Origin of the sequence: Streptomyces sp. NPDC018964, from assembly GCF_044390325.1 — a bacterium.
GTDB lineage: Bacteria > Actinomycetota > Actinomycetes > Streptomycetales > Streptomycetaceae > Streptomyces.
Genome location: NZ_JBIRYZ010000023.1, coordinates 54,582 through 72,960 on the forward strand (window position 1 = coordinate 54,582; position 18,379 = coordinate 72,960).

At 75.5% G+C, this 18,379-nt stretch carries 13 protein-coding genes; 11 read left to right on the forward strand and 2 right to left on the reverse strand.

From position 1 onward, the window contains the following. Positions 1-306: 306 nt before the first annotated feature. From ACH5AO_RS29350 to ACH5AO_RS29365, 4 genes are read left to right on the forward strand one after another with little or no spacing between them, the layout of a single operon-like run. Positions 307-3,633 (forward strand): ATP-grasp domain-containing protein, encoded by a 3,327-nt coding sequence (locus tag ACH5AO_RS29350; protein WP_398929849.1) that lies wholly within the window; start codon positions 307-309, stop codon positions 3,631-3,633. Next, on the forward strand, positions 3,630-4,166 hold the full coding sequence (locus tag ACH5AO_RS29355) for an NADPH-dependent FMN reductase (RefSeq protein ID WP_398929851.1): 537 nt from the start codon (positions 3,630-3,632) through the stop codon (positions 4,164-4,166). Before ACH5AO_RS29350 ends, ACH5AO_RS29355 begins: the two co-directional genes overlap by 4 nt. A gap of 14 nt (positions 4,167-4,180) precedes the next feature. Further along, the gene (locus ACH5AO_RS29360) at positions 4,181-5,476 is read left to right on the forward strand and encodes an acetyl-CoA carboxylase biotin carboxylase subunit family protein (protein WP_398929853.1); all 1,296 of its coding nucleotides are present in this window, start codon (positions 4,181-4,183) and stop codon (positions 5,474-5,476) included. Then, positions 5,469-6,698 (forward strand): MFS transporter, encoded by a 1,230-nt coding sequence (locus tag ACH5AO_RS29365; RefSeq protein ID WP_398929855.1) that lies wholly within the window; start codon positions 5,469-5,471, stop codon positions 6,696-6,698. Before ACH5AO_RS29360 ends, ACH5AO_RS29365 begins: the two co-directional genes overlap by 8 nt. Before the next feature lie 111 nt (positions 6,699-6,809). On the opposite strand, the gene ACH5AO_RS29370 is transcribed toward ACH5AO_RS29365, so the two are convergent. Together ACH5AO_RS29370 and ACH5AO_RS29375 are read right to left on the reverse strand one after the other, a co-directional pair. Then, positions 6,810-7,445 (reverse strand): disulfide bond formation protein DsbA, encoded by a 636-nt coding sequence (locus ACH5AO_RS29370; RefSeq protein ID WP_398929857.1) that lies wholly within the window; start codon positions 7,443-7,445, stop codon positions 6,810-6,812. Positions 7,446-7,878: 433 nt separating this feature from the next. Then, positions 7,879-8,343, reverse strand: a complete 465-nt coding sequence (locus tag ACH5AO_RS29375; protein WP_398929859.1) for a GNAT family N-acetyltransferase — start codon at positions 8,341-8,343, stop codon at positions 7,879-7,881. 123 nt (positions 8,344-8,466) lie between these two features. On the opposite strand from ACH5AO_RS29375, the gene ACH5AO_RS29380 reads away from it, so the two are divergent. The 7 genes from ACH5AO_RS29380 to ACH5AO_RS29410 all read left to right on the forward strand — a co-directional run bounded on the left by ACH5AO_RS29380 (position 8,467) and on the right by ACH5AO_RS29410 (position 18,318). Beyond that, a complete protein-coding gene (locus tag ACH5AO_RS29380; protein ID WP_398929861.1) occupies positions 8,467-9,444 on the forward strand; it encodes an NADPH:quinone reductase in 978 nt (325 codons plus the stop codon). Between the two features lie 321 nt (positions 9,445-9,765). Beyond that, a complete protein-coding gene (locus ACH5AO_RS29385) occupies positions 9,766-10,320 on the forward strand; it encodes an SRPBCC family protein (RefSeq protein WP_398929863.1) in 555 nt (184 codons plus the stop codon). Between the two features lie 95 nt (positions 10,321-10,415). Continuing rightward, entirely contained in the window at positions 10,416-11,984 is a 1,569-nt protein-coding gene (locus tag ACH5AO_RS29390; protein WP_398929865.1) for a class I adenylate-forming enzyme family protein, read from the forward strand. A 233-nt stretch (positions 11,985-12,217) separates the two neighbouring features. Then, a complete protein-coding gene (locus tag ACH5AO_RS29395) occupies positions 12,218-13,597 on the forward strand; it encodes an MFS transporter (protein WP_398929867.1) in 1,380 nt (459 codons plus the stop codon). Then, positions 13,587-15,686 carry a molybdopterin oxidoreductase family protein gene (locus tag ACH5AO_RS29400; RefSeq protein WP_398929868.1) on the forward strand — a complete coding sequence of 700 codons (2,100 nt, stop codon included), beginning with the start codon at positions 13,587-13,589 and terminating at the stop codon, positions 15,684-15,686. The genes ACH5AO_RS29395 and ACH5AO_RS29400 overlap by 11 nt, the downstream gene beginning before the upstream one ends. Then, positions 15,683-17,101, forward strand: coding sequence for an FAD-dependent oxidoreductase (locus ACH5AO_RS29405; protein ID WP_398929869.1), 1,419 nt, complete (start codon positions 15,683-15,685; stop codon positions 17,099-17,101). The genes ACH5AO_RS29400 and ACH5AO_RS29405 overlap by 4 nt, the downstream gene beginning before the upstream one ends. Beyond that, positions 17,098-18,318: an FAD-dependent oxidoreductase gene (locus ACH5AO_RS29410; RefSeq protein WP_398929870.1), complete on the forward strand. Its 1,221-nt coding sequence runs from the start codon at positions 17,098-17,100 to the stop codon at positions 18,316-18,318. Before ACH5AO_RS29405 ends, ACH5AO_RS29410 begins: the two co-directional genes overlap by 4 nt. Positions 18,319-18,379: the final 61 nt, after the last annotated feature.

The following is an 18,379-nucleotide window of genomic DNA, read 5'->3' on the forward strand; positions in this document are numbered from 1 at the left end:
GTGACGCGTTCGCCGGGCACCGAAATTAGGCGCCGGAACGTCCGGTGACGAGCGGACGGACAGCAATGTGGCAACTTCGGGTATTAGCCGCCGTGGTGTTGACAGAGCCCCGAACGGTGCCGACGGGCCCCCGGACAGGGGCCTCGGGAGGGCTACCTGACCGATTCCGGGTCGTCTCCTTGCAGGCCGGGCCGTGCGCGGAACAGGCTCGCACGAAGTGCAGGAAACCGGTCCAGGGAGCTGAGCGGCGTGCACATAGTGCTGGTGGAAACGGCATCGGTCCGCGGTTTCGACATGGTCGCGGAAATGGCGGATGCGGGTATCGAGGTGAGCTTTGTCACCGCGAACCTGGACGCCTATCGGGGAAAGCCGGGATTCGAACTCTCCGCACGCGCCGCGCGTCTGGTCGAGGTCTCCCTGACGGCCGAGGGCGCCCTCGCCGACCGGTTGCGCGGCAGGCTCGGACCGGTGCCGCCGGACGGTGTGATCTGCCGGGACGAAGTGCACCTGCCGGCCGTCGTCGGACTCGCCCGGGACCTGGGAGTGCCCCACGAGTCGCCGGCCGCGGCACGGCTGCTCGGCGACAAGGCGGCCGTGCGGGCGCGGCTCGACGAGCACGGCATCGGGTCGCTGCGCTGGCGGGTGGCCGCCACCGAGGCCGAGGGGCTGGCCGCCGTGGACGAGATCGGACTGCCCGTGGTGGTGAAGCCCACCGTGGGCGGCTGGTCGGTCGGGGTGAGTGTCGCCTGGAGCCGGGCGGAGGCGGCCGCCGCGCTGGCGCGGGTGCTCGGCGCGGCCGCCGGCGACGACGGCAGGCCGCCGCGCGCCCTGGTCGAGGAGTACGCGGTGGGCCGGCACGTCAGTGCCGAGCTGCTGGTGCAGGGCGACCGCACCGTGCTGCTGGGCTTCGCCGAACGGCTGCCTGCTCCGCCCGGGCAGACCGCCGAGCTCGGCGGCCACTTCCCGGCCCGGCCCGAGCAGGAGGCCGCGGCCCGCGCCTTCGTCCTGGACGCCGTGCGCGCCCTCGGCATCCGCGCCTCGGCGGTGCACGCCGAGCTGCTCCTGACCCCCACCGGGCCGGAACTGATCGAGGTCAACGGCCGGATCGCCGGGCACGTGGTGACGCGTCAGATGTCGCTGGCACTGGGGCGGTCGATCACCCGCGACCTGGTGGCGCTGGCCGTCGGGGACCCGGTGCGGCCTGCCGCGCCGGCCGAGTCGGTCGTCGCCCTGCACCAGCTGACCAGTCCCGTGGACGCCGTGGTGCGGGCCGCCGGGCCGGTGGACGGACCGGACGCCTCGGTGGTCGAGGCCCGTCTCGAGGTCACCGCCGGGGACCGGGTACGGGCGCTGCGCACCAACCACGACCGGTTCGGCCACGTACTGGCGCGCGGCCGTACCGCCGAGGAGGCCGCGCGCACCGCCGAGGAGGCCGCCCGGCGTGCCCTGGCGTCGCTGCGGCTGGAACGGGTCGGCCCGGCGCCGGACGGCCGCGGGGACGACACCCCGTGCGGGGAGCACCTGATGCTGCTGCTCGGGGACGAGGAACCGGTGGAGCGGATCCTGGAGGCCGTCGGGGCGGTGACCGCGCGGGTCAGCGTGGTGTGGACGGGGAGCGCCGACGGCGAGCGGCGGGCGCGGGCCCTGTGGGCCGGGCGCTGCCGCGGACGGTGGCACCGCGCGTCGACGGCGCGCCAGGTGCGGGACGCGGTCCGGCTCACCCACGCCGACCGGCCGGTGCGGGGCCTGCTGACGTTCTCCTCCGCCACCGTGGCACGGCAGTTGCGCGAGGACCGGACCGGTGCCCGGGTGACGCCGGCCGCCGACGTGCCGCCCGGGCACACGGTGGTGGTGGTCACGCAGCGCGGTGACGTACGGGCCGTGGCGGTGATCGACGAGGAGGGCGGCGGCACCCGCCTGTGCCCGTCGGAGCTGCCCGCGGCGCGGCGCGCCGGCCTCGCCGGCCTGGCCGTGCGCGCGGTCCGCCGGGCGCGGCTCAGGGGAGTGGTGCGCTGCTTCTTCCCGGCCGGCCGGGCACCGGCGTCACCGCCGGAGCTGCTGACCGGCCTCGACGCCGCGACACTCGACCTGTACGACGCCGTGCACGCCCGCAGCCTGGTCGCCGTCGTCGCCGAGGCCGCGCTCGGCCGTGGTGGACGCGGGACGCGTACCCGCCGGGCCGTGGCCGTGCAGCGGGCGGTGCGCACGCCCGCGGGGCCGTGGCGGGCGGTGGAGGCGACCACGGCGGACGAGCTGCGCGGCCGGCCGGGGCTGTTCCGGGCGCGGGTGTCCACCGCGGCCGGCGACGTCCACCGGCCGGCCGAGCCGACGGTGTGGCTGCGGCACACGGTGGTCGCGCCCGACCGGGAGCGGGCCCGCCGCGGCGCCGAACGGCTGGAGCGGTCGCTGGTGCTGCGCACCACGCCGCTGGACCGCACCCACGTACTGCTGCTGGACCGGATCGGTGCCGCGACGTGGACCGGGGAGGACGGCTCCCCGCTGCTGCCCGCGGACCGCTTCCGGCTGTCCGTCCTGTCGGCCGTGGACGTCCGCGGCCCCGCCGACCTGGCCGTACGCACCGACCTGACCGATCCGTTCGCACTGCGCGCACTGGCCCGGGCCGTCCACGCGGCCCATCCGGTGCACCGGGTGGCCGCCCTGTCGGAACGGCTGCTGGAGCCCGCCGCCCGGCTGCGGGAGCTCCTCGGCGCGGCGGGCGACGGCCCGGAGCGGGTACGCCGCTTCCTGGACAAGGCCGTCATGAAGCGCATCGCCCTCGAGCACGGCATCCGCTGCGCCGACGGGGTGCTCGCCGACGGCCCCGGGGACGTCACCGCGCTGTTCGAGCGCCACGGCAGGATCGTCCTCAAGCCGCGGGCCGGATCGGGGTCCCAGGGCGTGGTGGTGCTCTCCGGCCGGTCCGAGGTGGAGACCTGGCTGCGCGAGGAGTTCACGCCGGGCACGCACCTGTGCGAGGAGTTCGTCGACGCCCCCATGTGCCACATCGACGCCGTGGTGCACGGCGGCGAGACCGAGTGGACCGTGTCGGTCTACACCCGCGACACCATGGCGCTGCGGCGCGGGCAGCCGCTGTCGTCGGCGACGGCGGCCGACCCCGCGGTGCGCGAAGGGGCCGGACGCCTGCTGGAGCAGGTCGTCGACGCCTGGCGGGTCCGTTCGGGGGTGCTGCACCTGGAGGCGTTCCTCACCGGCGACCGGCCGACGTTCTGCGAGGTGGCCGCCCGGCCGGGCGGCGCCGGAGTGGCCGAGGCGTTCCGCGCCACCACCGGCATCGACCTCGACCACGCCAAGATCCTCGCCGACGCGGGGGAGGACCCCCGCGCGCACCGCCGCGACCCGGTCGCCGCGCACGCCGGATGGACCGTGCACTACGGCACCGGCGGCACGCTGCTGGAGTTCGACGACTCGGCCGTCGCCCCGCACGCCTACGTGCGGTCCGTACGGGCGCGCGTCGGGCAGGAACTGCCCGTCTCCCGGTTCTCCGGCACCGGTGTGAGCACCCACGTCTTCGCCCACGACTCGCCCGCGGAACTGGGGCGGCTGCTGGAGCGTGCCGAGCGCGAGGTGCGGATCGTCACCGGCCCGGCGGCCGGCCGGGAGGTACGGCGATGATCCTCGGCATCCTCGGCAGCGCCGCGAAGGACTCGGTGACCCGGGAGATCCTCCTGCGGGCCGGCGAGCGCGTCGAGCGGGCCGGCCTCGGTCTCTCGCTGCTCGACCTGGCCGTGGAGTTCTCCCGGCCGCACGAGCTGGAGGACTACGACGACCCGCCACCCGGGAGCCAGACCGCACTGCTGCGCGCCCGGGTCGCCCCGTGCCGTGCCGTGGTGCTGGCCACGCCCGTCTACCACGGCTCCTTCAGCGGGCTGCTGAAGAACGCGCTGGACCACCTCACCGGTGACGCGTTCGCCGGCCGGCCGGTCGGGATCATCGCCGCGGGCGGCGGCCCGCGCGGTGCGGGCACCGCCTGCGACCAGCTGCGCACCGTCGTACGGGCGCTCGGCGGATGGTCCACGCCCACCCATGTCGCCACCACCGCCGCGGACCTGACGCCGGGAGAGCCGCTGCGCTTCCTCGACGAGCGGATCGACGACCTCGTCCGCGAACTGCTCACCTTCTCCGCCCCCCGCCCCGTCCTCAGCTGAAAGGCCTGATCGCCATGGGCTCCCCCCACCTCGTACTCCTCGCCGGGATCGGCGGCCACTCCCCGGACGAGGCCCTCGACTCGCTGTCCACCGTCACCGACACCGTCAGCGTCGTGTACGTCACGGCCTGGAACCCGCCCGACGAGGTGCGCGCCGAGCACCGCAGGAGCGGCCTGCGGGGCGAGTTCCTGGCCGCCGCAGACCTCGACGCGGCGGTCGAGGCCGCCCTGGACCTGCACGAACGGCTCCCGGTGGACGGTGTGGTGACCTACTCGGAGCTGCTGCTGCGTCCGCAGGCGGAGATCGCCGACCGGCTGGGCCTGCCCGGCAACCGGCCCGAGGCGGTGGCCGTCGCCCAGTCCAAGGCGCGCCAGCGGCTGGTCTTCGCCGAACACGGCGTCCCCTCGCCCGGATTCGAGATCATCACCACCGGAGGGGACATCGCGGCGGCCGCCGCCCGGGTCGGGCTGCCGGGGGTGTTCAAGCCGTCGCTGGGCGCGGGCAGCCAGAGCGTGCGCCTCGTGTCCACGTACGCGGAGCTGGTCCACGCCTTCACCGCCGCGCGCGCCGAGAAGACCGCCTTCCTGCAGTCGGACGAGGCGTACCTGCTGGAGGAGCGGATGGCGCTGGAGGCCGACGGCGACAGCGGGTACGCCGCGTACTGCAGCGTGGAATCACTGCTGGCCGCCGGCACCACCTACCACCTGGCCGTCTCCGACCGGCTGCCCCTGGAGCACGGCTACGCGGAGGAGGGCGTGGTCCTGCCGACCCGGCTGGACGAGGAGACGGCGGCGGCCGTGATCGACGTCGCCGACCGGGCGATCCGGGCGATCGGGCTGACCTGCGGCGCGGTGCACACCGAGATCGCGCTGACCGCCGACGGCCCGCGCGTCGTCGAGGTCAACGCCCGCGCCGGCGGGCCGCTGCCGACCATGTTCGAGGTGGCCGCCCACTACGACTACGCCGCCCAGATCGGCCGCAGCGCGCTGGGCCTGCCGCCCACCGAGCTGCCCTCCTTCCGCCGGACGGCGCTGCTGAGGTTCCTGCCGATCCCGGCCGGGACGTGGCGGCTGGCCGCGCAGACGCCCGCCGAGGAGGTGCGGCGGTCCTTCCCCGAACTGGTCTACCTCTCCCCCCGCTTCGCGCCGGGCCGGCGGGTGAGCCGGCAGCGCACCCTGCACCTGGCCAGCTTCCTGGTCGCCGCCCCCGACGTGGGTACCGCCCGCGCGATGGCGGGCCGGGTGGAAGAGGCGCTGGGCATCCGGCTGGTGCCCGCCTCCGACGCGCCGACCGGAGCCGACCGTGACTGACCGCGCCGCCCCTTTCTCCGCCGCGCCGGTGCGCCGGTTCTACGCCGTCGGCCTGTGCGACGCCGTCGGCCTGGGCATGTACCTGTCGTTGTCGGTGCTGTTCCTCGACAAGGCCGTCGCACTGCCCAACCAGCAGATCGGGGTGGTGCTCGCCACGTCGGGGGTGGCGTCGCTGCTGGGCGCCATGCCGATCGCCCGGGCCGCGGAACGTCTCGGTGTGCGCACCGCGTTGTGCGCGCTGTTCGTGATCCGCTGCGCGGCCTTCCTCGCGCTGTCGGCCGTGTCGTCCTTCGCGCAGGCGCTCGTGGCCGCCGCGGTGGCCGGACTGCTCAGCCGCGGCATCGGACCGCTGATCGAGTCCGGGCTGATCAGCCGGGCGAAGGACGCCGCCGCGGTGGGCGCGCTGGCCCGGCTGCGGGCCCTGCGCAACGTCGGCCTGGCGGCCGGCGCACTGCCCGCCGGTGCGGCGCTGACCGTGGGCGAGCCGTGGGCGTACCGCGCGGTGCTGGTCGTCTCGGCCGTGCTGTTCCTGGCGTGCGCCGTGATCTGCCGCGGCTTCCCCACCTCCGCCGGACCCGCCGCCGCCGCGGCGGGCGCGCGGCGGGCCCGCGTGCTGCGCAACCGGCCGTTCCTGGCCGTCACCGCCCTGTACGGGGCCTTCACCCTGTCGGCGCTGCTGCTCGGCATCGGGATGCCGCTGTGGATCGTGCAGCGGACGCAGGCGCCGACGTGGACCGTGACCCTGGTGCAGCTGCTGAACACGGCCGTCGTGGTGGCCCTGGAGGTGCGGCTGAGCCGGGGGTCCGAACACCTGGGCAGGGCCAGGGCGCTGATGTGCTGCGGCGGGGTGTCCGCCGGGCTGGGGGCGCTGACCGTGCCGATGACGGTCCTGGGCGGGGGGCGGCTGGACGTCGCCGTCCTGGTCGTCGCGGCGGTGCTGCTGTCGCTGGGCGAGGTGCTGATCACCGTGGGCACGACGGGAGCGGCCCTGCTGCACATCCCCGAGGGGCAGAAGACCAGCCACCTGGCGGCGCTCAATCTCGGTTTCGCCGTCGCCACGGTGGTCGGGCCGCCGCTGATCAGCACCAGTGTCGGCTGGGACTGGGCGGGGTGGGCGGGATGGGCGGCCCTCTTCGCCGTCCTGGGCCTGGCCGCCCTGCGGGTGCCGGGCCCCGCGCCCGTCCGCCGGTCGCCGCAGCCGCTGGCGCCGGTGGCCCCGTGACACCGCGGCGGGCCCCGGGAGCCTCGGCGCCCGCGGCCCGCCGCGGGGACACGGTCCGCGCGGCCCGGCACGGGGTCGGGGCCGCGCGGACCGTCGCGGGCGGGTCCGGGATCAGTCGAAGACCGGGCCCTGGGAACGGGAGCGTTTGATCTCGTAGAAGCCGGGCGTGGAGGCCGCGAGCAACAGGCCGTCCCAGAGCCGGAGGGCCGCGTCGCCCTTGGGGGCCGGGGTCACCACCGGCCCGAAGAACGCCGTCCGGGTGCCGTCGGGTCCGGGCAGTTCGATCACCGGGGTGCCGACCTCCTGGCCGACCCGGTCGATGCCCTCCTGGTGGGACGCGCGCACCTGGAGGTCGTAGGTGTCCTGGTCGGCCTGGTCGATCAGGTCCGCCGGCAGGCCGGTCTCCTCCAGCGCGCCCGCGATCGCCTCCCGGCTCGGGCCCAGGCCCCCGCGGTGGATGCGCTCGCCCAGCGCGGTGTACAGCGGGCCGGTGACGTCGGCGCCGTACTTCTGCTCGGCGGCCACCACCACACGCACCGGGCCCCATCCCTCGGTGAGCAGCCGGCGGTAGCGCTCGGGCAGGTCGTCGCCCTTGCCCTCGTTCAGCACCGCCAGGCTCATGACGTGCCAGCGGATGTCGAGGGGGCGGTGCTCGGCGACGTCCAGCAGCCAGCGGGACGTCATCCACGCCCAGGGGCACACGGGGTCGAACCAGAGGTCGACGGGGGTCGGTTCGGCAGCGGGCACGGCGGGGGTCTCCTTCCGCGAGGGCGTCCGCCCGCAGGGGGTCCGGGGCGGTACGCACACACGGTCGGCGCCGGGAGCCAAGGGGCGGTCAAGGCACGGCCAACACGCGGTCCGGGGCGCGACCGGACAGGACGGAGCCGGCGGGCCCGGACGGGGCACGGCCAGCGTGGGGGCCGAGGCGGATGGGTTACGGCCCGGGCGGGTCACGGCCCAGACAGGGGAGCGGGGCGGATGGGGACCGGGGCAGACGGGTCGCAGCTCGGGCGGGGGACCGGGGCAGACGGAGGACCAGGGCAGACGGGCCACAGCTCGGACGGGGAACCGGAGCGGACGGGGGACCGGGGTGGACAGGTCCCGGCCCGCCCGGGTCACGGTCCGCCCGGGGCACGGCTCGGATGGAGGACCGGGGTGGACAGATCAGGGCCCGGACGGGTCACGACCCGGGCGGGGGAGCGGGGTGGTGCCCGGGGACGTCCACGGCGAAGTGCAGGGCGGAGACGGTCATGTGGTGGGCGCGGTAGAAGCGGTGGGCGGCCTGGTTGGTGACGCCGGAGTCCAGTTCGATCCGGCAGCAACGCGCCGCGCGGGCGCGTTCCGCCAGGTGCTCGAGCAGCCGGGCGCCGATGCCGGCCGAGCGGTGACCGGGGTCGGTGACCAGGTCGTCGACGAAGAGCACCCGGCCGCGGCTGGTCGCCAGGACACGGTGGGTGGCCACCGCGACGCACCCGCCGTGCGGGACGTAGGCGGCGGTGAACACCAGTCCCTGCCCGTGCGCCTCCGCCGCGAACCGGTCGAAGCCGTCGTCGGTCAGTGCCGGGCGCAGGGCCCGGATCAGTGGCCTGACGTGCGTGGACATCCGGGGGTCGGCGGGGCTGAGGTCGGTCAGGGACAGTGGCACGCCGCAGACGGTAGGGAAGGGAACGCCCCCTGGGGAAGGTCGACTTGACACACCGGCAGCAACCTGACGGACCGTGGCCCGGGGCGCCGTGCGCCGCTGGAGGCGGTGCCAGACTCGGCGACCATGCGTGCCGCTTACATCACCCAACTCGGCTCCCCCGACGTCATCCGTCACGGCGAACTGCCGCCGCCCGTGCCAGGTCCCCAGGACGTCCTGGTCGACGTCGAGGTGAGCGCCGTCAACCACGTGGACACCTTCGTCCGGTCGGGGGCCTGGCGCACCCCGGTCACGTTCCCCTTCGTCATCGGCCGCGACCTGGTCGGCACGGTCGCCGCGGTCGGGCCCGCCGCCGTCGGGTTCCGCGTCGGCGACCGGGTGTGGTGCAACAGCCTGGGCCACGCCGGCCGGCAGGGCGCGGCCGCCGAGCAGGCGGTGGTACCGGTGGACCGGCTCTACCACCTGCCCGAGGGCGTGTCCCCGGCGGACGCCGTGGCCCTGGCCCACCCGGCCGCCACCGCGCACCTGGCGCTGTTCACCCACGGACGGCTGCGGGCCGGCGAGACGGTCGCCGTGCTCGGCGCCGGCGGCAACGTGGGCAGCGCCATGGTGGTGATGGCGGCCCGGGCGGGTGCCCGGGTGATCGCCGTCGCCTCCGGCCGTGACGAGGCCTACGTAAGGTCCCTGGGCGCCGACCACGTCATCGACTACCGCTCCTCCGACGTCGCCGCGCGGATCCGCGCGGCCGCGCCCGGCGGAGTGGACGTGCACGTCGACGCCTCCGGCCGCAACGACCTCGACACGGCCGTGGACCTGCTGGCCGGCCGGGGCCGGATCGTGCTGATGGCCGGACTGCGCACCCGGCCCGTCCTGCCGGTGGGGCCGTTGTACCTGATGGACCGCTCGGTGCACGGGTTCGCCATCTCCCACGCCGACACCGCCCAGCTTGCCGACGCCGCCCGCGGCATCAACGGGCTGCTGGCCTCCGGCCGGCTGCGGCCCCGGGCCACGGAGGTGCTGCCGCTGAGCGAGGCCGCCGAGGCCCACCGCCGCCTGGACGAGGGGAAGGTGCGCGGCAAGCTGGTCCTGGACGTCCGCGGCTGAACGACGCGGCACCCCCGCACGCGGGCCGCGAGGCGACCTCGCGGCCCGCGCCGGTACGGCGACCCACGTCCGGCCTCCTCCCCTCGCCGGCGCCCCTCACCTCACGGCGCCCGGACGACGCTCGCCCGCCGCACCGCCGCACCGCCGCACCGCCGTGACAGCGGTGCCCGCGGACATCCGCCGGCGAATTCGCGTCCTCCGCTCCCGTGCCGTTCCGGAATTCGTACCGCCGCAGAACCGCCCGCGCGGCCGGAATGGAACTTGACGGACCCCGGGCGGCTTAATTGCTGGAATTCCGCGCGCGACGGCAGGCTTGCCGACATGACAGCTACCACGGAAACCGTCATCAACAATTCCCCGCTCTTCGAACTCGACGCGCGAATTCGCGTCTCCGCGACCCCGGCAGAGGTCTACGCGGTGGTCAGCGACCTGGCCCGCAGCAAGGAGTGGAGCCCGGAGTGCATGGGCGGCGAGTGGATCGAGGGCGAGCCGTCCGCGGTCGGGTCCGTCTTCCGCGGGGAGAACCTGCGCAGCGAGGACGTGGTCGGCTGGGCGCCGCTGGTGCGCGGCACCTGGTACACCGAGGCCCGCGTCGTCGCCGCCGAGCCCGGCCGCACGTTCCGCTGGATGATGCTCACGCACGCCAGGGAGGACCAGGAGTCCATCTGGGGCTTCGACATCGAGGACGCCGGCGACGGCACCTCCTGGCTCGTCCACCACTTCCGGATGGGCAGGGCCACCGCCGGGATCCACAAGATCGTCGCCGACCTCGACGAGGCCGACCGCGTCCGGTTCGTCGACGACTGGACCGCGAAGCTCGTCCAGGACCTCGACGCGACGCTCGCCCGCATCAAGGACGTCATCGAGAAGAACTGACACCGGCCACCGTATTCGACCCGCACGGCAGGCCGTCAGTTCCGCATTCGGCACCCCCCTCAGGAATCCGCAGCCATGGACGAGAGATCGGTTACATGTTTCTCCAGCGAATAGGCAGCAAGGGAATTCGGCTCGGCACGCTCTTCGACCGAGCGGCGGCCCGGCATCCGGCGAACTTCGTGATCCTCGACCACGACCTGGACATCGCCCCCGAACTCGGCCGGCGCGTGTCGCTGACCGAACTGGCCGACCTGGTGGACGACTTCGCCTCCCGGCTGTGGGCCGTCCGGGTGCGTCCCGGCGACCACGTCGTGGTCCACAAGAGCGACGGCTTCGACATCTCCCTGCTGGCCTGCGCCATCGCGCGCACCGGCGCCATCCCGGTGCTGTTGTCCCCGAAACTGGACGGGGCGACGGTCGCCGAGCTGCTGCGCCGGGTGGGCCGGCCCTTCCTCGTCACCGACCAGGACAAGCTCGAGCACCACCTGCCGGCCGAGGTCTTCGACCTGTCGCGCACGGTGCTGCTGGCCTCCGGCGAGCACGAGGGCGCCACCTCCTTCGCCGCGCTGGCCGGAGCCGAGCGCGTCCCGGCGGTGTCCATGCCCATCGACCACCCCACGCTCATCACCCACACCTCCGGTACGACCGGCACGCCGAAGCTGGCGGTGCACACGGGCATGAGCTTCCAGGCCCGCTACCGTCCGCAGGCCACCGTGGTGGCCGGTACGGTGCGGCGCCGCGAACCCGTCGCGGTCCACGTGTCGTTCGTGCACTCCCGGATGTTCACGGCGATGCCCATCTCCATCCTGCAGGGCCACCCGCTGATCATCCTCAGGGACGACGACCCGGAGACGGTGGGCGACCTGTTCAGCCAGATCCCGCCCGGCTTCATCGAGGCCCACCCCAACACGTTCCTGCGCTGGGAGGTGCTGGCCGACGATCCGCGCGAGCCGCTGGCGAACGTGAAGTACTACTCCAGCACCTTCGACGCCATCCACCCGCGCACCGTCAACACCCTGCTGCGGGCCTCCCGCCGCAAGGGCCGCCGCTTCGCGCAGGCCTACGGGCAGAGCGAGGTCGGGCCGATCGCCGCCCGCACCTACTCGCTCAAGGACGGCGCCGACTTCAACGGACGCTGCGTCGGCGTGCCCTTCCCGGGCATGACCGGGGTACGGGTGGTCAGCCGCGACGGACAGCCGGTGTCGAAGGACAACCCCGGCTTCATCGAGGTCCGCAGCGACGGCCGGATCGTCACCTACCTCGGCGAGCACCAGCGCTGGGAGAAGCAGGTGAACGACGGGTGGTGGCGCATGGGCGACCTGGGCTACCGCACCAGGTGGGGCTGCCTGCACCTGCTGGACCGCGAGGTCGACGAGATCCCGGGCGTGCAGTCCACGCTGGAGATCGAGGACAAGCTGTTCACCCGGCTGCCCGAACTGATCGAGGTCATCATCGTCCCGGGGCCGGACGGCCGCGCGGTGCCGGTGGTGTGCACCCGTGACGACGCGCCGCTGGACGAACTCGCCTGGAAGACGGCGGTGGTCGACCTGCCGGTGCTGGCCGACCCGGTGCAGTGGCGGCTGGAGGACCTCCCGCAGACCGCCACCACCAAGATCAAGCGCCTGGAGCTGGCCCGCCTGCTGGCCGCGACCCCCGGCGCGTAAGGCCCCCGTACGGCCCGGGAGCGTGCGACAGGCGCCGCTCCCGGGCCGATCCACGGCCGCGCGGGACCCGGTCGGCGTGCGGCCCGCGGGACCGCGGCGGAACGCGCCGGGGACCCGCGGGCCGGACCGGAACACCCGCGCACCGACCCGGCCCCGGCCGGCCGCACCGTCGCCCCCACGCCGAATCCCCCGGGCTGCGGTCCTTGAAGACCCGCGAGAAAGCCGAGGAGAACATGACCCGCCAACGCGCCGCCCGAGGGCGCTGGATCGAGAACTGGGACCCCGAGGACGAGCAGGCGTGGGCGAACGGCGCGAGCCGTGTCGCCCGGCGCAACCTGGTGATGTCGGTGCTCTGCGAGCACATCGGCTTCTCCGTGTGGAGCATGTGGTCGGTCCTGGTGCTGTTCATGTCACCGAAGATCGGGCTGGGCTTCACCCCGGACGAGAAGTTCCTGCTGGTGGTGGTGCCCACCCTGGCGGGGGCGCTGCTGCGGCTGCCCTACAGCTACGCGGTGACCCGTTTCGGGGGCCGCAACTGGACCGTGTTCTCCTCCCTGGTCCTGCTGGTGCCCACGGCACTGACGACGTACTTCGTGCAGCGGCCGGGCACCCCGCTGTGGGTGTTCCTGCTCATCGGCGCGACGGCCGGGGCCGGCGGCGGCAACTTCGCCTCGTCCATGACGAACATCACCGCCTTCTACCCCCAACGGCACCAGGGCTGGGCCCTCGGCGTGAACGCGGGCGGCGGCAACCTGGGCGTCGCCGCGGTCCAGTTGCTGGGCCTGCTGGTGATCTCCGTGGCCGGCGACACCCACCCGGCGTACGTCGCCGGCTTCTACCTGCCGCTGGTGGCGCTGGTGGCGCTGCTGGCCGCGCTGCGCATGGACAACGTGTCCGTGGTGCGTGCCGAGCCCGGCACGCAGCGGGAGGCCGCCGCCGACCCGCACACCTGGTGGATCTCGCTGCTGTACATCGGCACCTTCGGCTCCTTCATCGGCTTCGGCTTCGCCTTCGGCCTGGTGCTGCAGAGCCAGTTCGGTTCCACCCCGCTGCAGGCCGCCTCGCTCACCTTCCTCGGCCCGCTGCTCGGCTCGGTGTCCCGACCCCTGGGCGGCAGGCTCGCCGACCGGTGGGGCGGCGCGCGGGTCACGCTGTGGGCGTTCGCCGCCATGGCGGCCGGGATCGGCGTGCTGCTGCTGGCCACCCACGCCCGGTCCCTGGAGCTGTTCGTCGCGGGGTTCACCGCGCTGTTCGTGGTGAGCGGCGTCGGCAACGGCTCCACCTACAAGATGATCCCGGCGGTCTTCGCCCGCCAGGCCGAGCACGCGGTCACCTCCGGTCACGACGCGGCCGCGGCCTTCGCCCGCTCCCGCCGGCTGTCGGGCGCGGTGATCGGCATCGCGGGGGCGGTGGGCGCGCTCGGCGGCGTCGCCATCAACCTGGCGTTCCGCACCGCCTACGGGTCGCTGGGCAGCGGCGAGCCCGCCTTCTACGCCTTCCTCGCCTTCTACGGGCTGTGCGCCGCGCTGATCTGGGCGGTGTACCTGCGCGCCGAACGCGAGGACCGCTCGCTGTCCCCCTCCCCCCAGGTGCGTGCCTCCCATGTCCGGTGAGCGAACGGCGGGTTCCGGCGCGGCGGAGAGCAGCACGCACTGCCCGTACTGCGCGCTGCAGTGCGCCACCGTGCTGTCCGGCCGCCGCGGGGAGACGGCCGTACGGCCCTCCCCCGACTTCCCCGTCAACCGCGGCGGCCTGTGCCAGAAGGGCTGGACGGCGCCCGAGGTGCTGCGCGCGCCGGACCGGCTGCTCACGCCGCTGGTGCGCCGGCCGGACGGCGAGCTGGGCCCGGCCTCCTGGGAGGAGGCGCTGGACCTGGTGGCCGGGCGGCTGAAGGAGATCCGCGACCGGCACGGCGCGGACGCGGTCGCGGTGTTCGGCGGCGGCGGCCTGACCAACGAGAAGGCGTACACGCTCGGCAAGTTCGCCCGGCTGGCCCTGGGCACCTCGCAGATCGACTACAACGGCCGCTTCTGCATGTCCTCGGCCGCCGCCGCGGCCACCGCGGCCTTCGGCCTCGACCGCGGGCTGCCCTTCCCGGTGACCGACCTGGACGAGGCCGACGTCGTCCTGCTGGCCGGTGCCAACCCGGCGGAGACGATGCCGCCGCTGCTGCGGCACCTGCGGCGCCCGGACCTCGTCGTCATCGACCCGCGCCGCACCCGCACCGCCCGGCAGGCGGCGCTGCACCTGCAGCCCGCCCCCGGCACCGATCTGGCGCTCGCCCTGGGCCTGCTGCACCTGGCGGTCACCGACGACCTCCTCGACAAGGAGTACGTCGACGCCCGGACCACCGGATTCGACGCCGCGTGGGAGCAGTGCGTGGCGTGGTGGCCGGAGCGGGTGGAGCAGGTCACCGGGGTGCCGGTGGCCGACCAGCGCGCCGCGGTGCGGATGCTGGCCGGCGCGCGGCGGGCCTACGTCCTGACCGGCCGGGGCGCCGAGCAGCACAGCAAGGGCTCCGACACGGTCGCCGCCTTCATCAACCTCGCCCTGGCCCTGGGACTGCCGGGCCGCCCGGGCAGCGGCTTCGGCACGCTGACCGGGCAGGGCAACGGACAGGGCGGGCGGGAGATGGGCCAGAAGACGGACCAGCTGCCCGGCTACCGGTCGATCACCGATCCCGCGGCCCGGTCCCACGTGGCCGGGGTGTGGGGCGTCGCGGAGCGGGAGCTGCCCGGTCCGGGCCGCAGCGCCTACGAACTGCTGGACGCCCTGGGCACCGAGGCGGGACCGCGGGCGCTGCTGGTGTTCGGCTCCAACCCGGTCGTGTCGGCACCGCGCGCCGCCCACGTCGCCTCCCGGCTGTCCGCCCTGGACCTGCTGGTGGTGGCCGACTTCGTGCCCTCGGAGACGGCGGCCCTGGCCGACGTGGTGCTGCCGGTGGCCCAGTGGGCCGAGGAGGAGGGCACCATGACCAACCTGGAGGGGCGGGTGCTGCGCCGCCGCGCCCATCTGAGCCCACCGCCCGGGGTCCGCACCGACCTGGAGGTGCTGCGGGGGCTCGCGGTGCGGCTCGGCCAGAGCGCCCGCCGGTTCCCCGCCCGTCCCCGGGAGGTCTTCGACGAACTGCGGCGGGCCACCGCCGGCGGCACCGCGGACTACTCGGGCATCAGTTACGAGCGGCTGGAGGCGGGCGAGGCACTGCACTGGCCCTGCCCGGCCGGTGAGGACCACCCGGGCACGCCCCGGCCCTTCCTGGACCGGTTCGCCCACCCCGACGGGCGCGCCCGGTTCGCCGCGGTGGACCACCGGCCGCCCGCCGAGCTGCCCGACGAGGCGTTCCCGCTGTACGGCACGACCGGCCGGGTGCTGGCCCAGTACCAGTCGGGCGCGCAGACCCGCCGGGTGCCCGACCTGATGGCGGCGGCGCCGGAGGCGGTGGTGGAGATGCACCCCGACACCGCCCGGCGCTTCGGCCTGGCCGACGGGCAGCGCGCCGAGGTGTCCTCGGCGCGCGGCACCGTGCGGGCCCGCGTGCGCACGACGCGCGACGTGCGCGCCGACACGGTGTTCGTGCCGTTCCACTATCCCGGTGCCGCCCGCGCCAACCTGGTGACGGGCGACGCCCTGGACCCGCGCAGCCGCATGCCCGAGTTCAAGGTCAGCGCGGTGCGCGTCACACCGGCAGGTGAGAGCCCGTGACCAGCGATGTCGTCGTCGTCGGCGGCGGCCCGGCCGCGCACCGGCTGGCCGTGCGCCTGGAGCACCACGGTCACCGGGGCACGGTGACCGTGATCGGCGCCGAGGAGACGCCCCCGTACAACCGCGCCCTGCTCGGCTCGGTCCTGGACGGCACGCTGTCCACCGACCGGCTGCGGCTGCCGCCCCTGCCCCCGGCCGTGACGCTGCTGACGGGCGTCCGGGTGACGGACGTCGACCGGGCGCGGCGCACCGTGCGCACCGGCGACGGCCGCGAACTGGACTACGACGTCCTGGTGCTGGCCACCGGGGCGCTGCCCCGGGTGCCGCACGTGCCGGGCCTGCTCACCGCGCGCGGCCGGCCCGCCGAGGGCGTGCGCACCGTGCGCACCGCGGCCGACTGCGGTCCCGTGCGCACCGGTCCCGTGGTGGTCCTCGGCGGCGGTGTCCTCGGCGTGGAGACGGCGTTGTCGCTGCGCCGGGCGGGCCACGAGGTGGCGCTGGTCCACCCGGAACCGCACCTGATGGAGCGCCACCTCGACGCGGCCGGCGGCGCCGTGCTCGGTGACGTGCTGGCCGGACGGGACGTCGCCGTCCACCTCGGCCGCCGGGCCGTCGAGTACACGCCGGGCAAGCTGGTCCTCGACGACGGCCGGATCCTGGAGGCCGGCACCCTGCTGCTGTGCGCGGGCACCGTGCCGGACACCGCGCTGGCCCGCCGCAGCGGCCTGGCGGTGCGGCACGGGGTGGTCGTCGACGACCGGCTGCGCACCGGCGACCCCCGGATCCACGCCATCGGCGACTGCGCCGAGCACGCCGGCACGGCCGCCGGAACCGTGACCGCCGCCTGGGAGCAGGCGGACGCCCTCGCCGGGATCCTCACCGGCTCGGACCGCCCCTTCCGGCCCCGGCGGCAGGTCCTGCGCCCGCGCACCGCCGGGCTGGACGCCGTCGTGCTGACGCCGGGCGGAGCGGACCGGGACGCCGACGGCGCCGTCGAGGAGACGGTGTCGCTGGTGGACCGGGCGGCCGGCCGGTACGCGAGGCTGGAACTGCGCGGGGGACGCGTCCACCGCGGTGCCGTCATCGGCGCGGCCGCGCCCGTCGCCGCCGCCGGCGCCCTGCACGAGGCGGGCGCGCCGCTGCCCGAGGACCGGTTCGCCTGGCTGACCGGCTCCGACGGCACCTACGCCGACGGCGGCGCGCTGCCCGACGACGCCGTGGTCTGCCACTGCAACAACGTCACGCGCGGGGCCCTGCGGCAGGCCTGGGCGGACGGGGCGCACGACCCCGCGGCGCTGGCCGGAGCGACACGGGCGACCACCGGGTGCGGCGGCTGCGCCGACGCCGTGCGCGACCTGTGCGCGGCACTGGGGTCCGCACCGCACGACACCACCGCACAGGGAGGCACCCCGTGAACGCACGCACGCTGGTGGTGGCCGGCCACGGCATGGCCGGCCACCGGCTGGTGGAGGAGATGCTCGAGGGCGACCGGGACGGCGCCTGGCGCGTCGTCGTCCTCGCCGAGGAACCGCGGCCCGCCTACGACCGGGTGGCGCTGTCGACCCTGCTGGCCGGCGCGAGCCCCGGTGATCTCGCCCTGGCGGACCCCGTCCTCGGCGACCCGCGGCTGCGGCTGCGGCTGCGCGCGCGGGTGACCGGTGTCGACCGGGCGGGGCAGACGGTGACCTGCGCCGACGGCACCACGTTCGGCTACGACGCGCTGGTGCTGGCCACCGGTTCGCGGCCGTTCGTCCCCCCGGTGCCCGGCCGGGAGCTGCCCGGCTGCTTCGTGTACCGGACGGTGGAGGACGTCGACGCGATCCGGGAGGCCGCCCGGCCGGGCCGCGACGCGGTGGTGGTCGGCGGCGGCCTGCTGGGGCTGGAGGCCGCCGGCGGCCTGCGGCGGCTGGGCATGCGGCCGCACGTGGTGGAGGCGGCCCCGTGGCTGATGGCCCAGCAGATCGACGCCGGCGGCGCGCGGGTGCTGGCCGGGGCGATCGGGCGGCTGGGGGTGCGGGTGCACTGCGGCACCACGCTGCGCGAGATCTCCGCGGGCGCCGACGGCCGCGTGGACCGGGTGGAGCTGGGCGACGGCACGGTGCTCGACACGCCGCTCGTCGTCTTCTCCGCGGGAGTGCGGCCCCGGGACGAACTGGCCGACCGTGCCGGGCTCGCCCGGGCCGAACGCGGCGGCTTCCTGGTGGACGAGTGGTGCCGCACGGAGGACGAGCGCGTCTGGGCGATCGGCGAGTGCGCCGCCGTGGAGGGCCGCTGCTACGGGCTTGCGGCGCCCGGCTACCGCATGGCCGAGACCGTGGCCCGGCAGCTGCTCGGCGCGGCGGGGGACGCGTTCACCGGAGCGGACACCTCCGCCAAGCTGAAGCTGCTCGGCGTCGACGTGGCCGGTTTCGGCGACTCCCACGCCCGGACTCCGGGAGCGGTCGAGTACGTACGAGAGGACCGGCGCTCGGGCACCTACGCCAAGCTGGTCCTGGCCTCCGACGGCCGCACCCTGCTCGGCGGGGTGCTGGCCGGCGACTCCCGCGCCTACCCGGTGCTGCGGGCCCTGACCGGGCGGCCGCTGACCGCCTCCCCCGACGCGCTGCTCGCCGGAGCGGGCACGGGAGCCTGAAAGGGGTTGAGCAGGGGCCCGGTTACCCGTCCCTCACGTGCCGGGCCCCCGCCGTTCTGGT

What these genes read in the sequence shown, in the direction of transcription:
- ACH5AO_RS29350 (WP_398929849.1), top strand. Translation starts at nt 307, where the DNA reads ATGGCGGATGCGGGTATCGAGGTGAGCTTTGTCACCGCGAACCTGGAC.
- ACH5AO_RS29355 (WP_398929851.1), top strand. Translation starts at nt 3,630, where the DNA reads ATGATCCTCGGCATCCTCGGCAGCGCCGCGAAGGACTCGGTGACCCGG.
- ACH5AO_RS29360 (WP_398929853.1), top strand. Translation starts at nt 4,181, where the DNA reads ATGGGCTCCCCCCACCTCGTACTCCTCGCCGGGATCGGCGGCCACTCC.
- ACH5AO_RS29380 (WP_398929861.1), top strand. Translation starts at nt 8,467, where the DNA reads ATGCGTGCCGCTTACATCACCCAACTCGGCTCCCCCGACGTCATCCGT.
- ACH5AO_RS29385 (WP_398929863.1), top strand. Translation starts at nt 9,766, where the DNA reads ATGACAGCTACCACGGAAACCGTCATCAACAATTCCCCGCTCTTCGAA.
- ACH5AO_RS29390 (WP_398929865.1), top strand. Translation starts at nt 10,416, where the DNA reads ATGTTTCTCCAGCGAATAGGCAGCAAGGGAATTCGGCTCGGCACGCTC.
- ACH5AO_RS29395 (WP_398929867.1), top strand. Translation starts at nt 12,218, where the DNA reads ATGACCCGCCAACGCGCCGCCCGAGGGCGCTGGATCGAGAACTGGGAC.
- ACH5AO_RS29400 (WP_398929868.1), top strand. Translation starts at nt 13,587, where the DNA reads ATGTCCGGTGAGCGAACGGCGGGTTCCGGCGCGGCGGAGAGCAGCACG.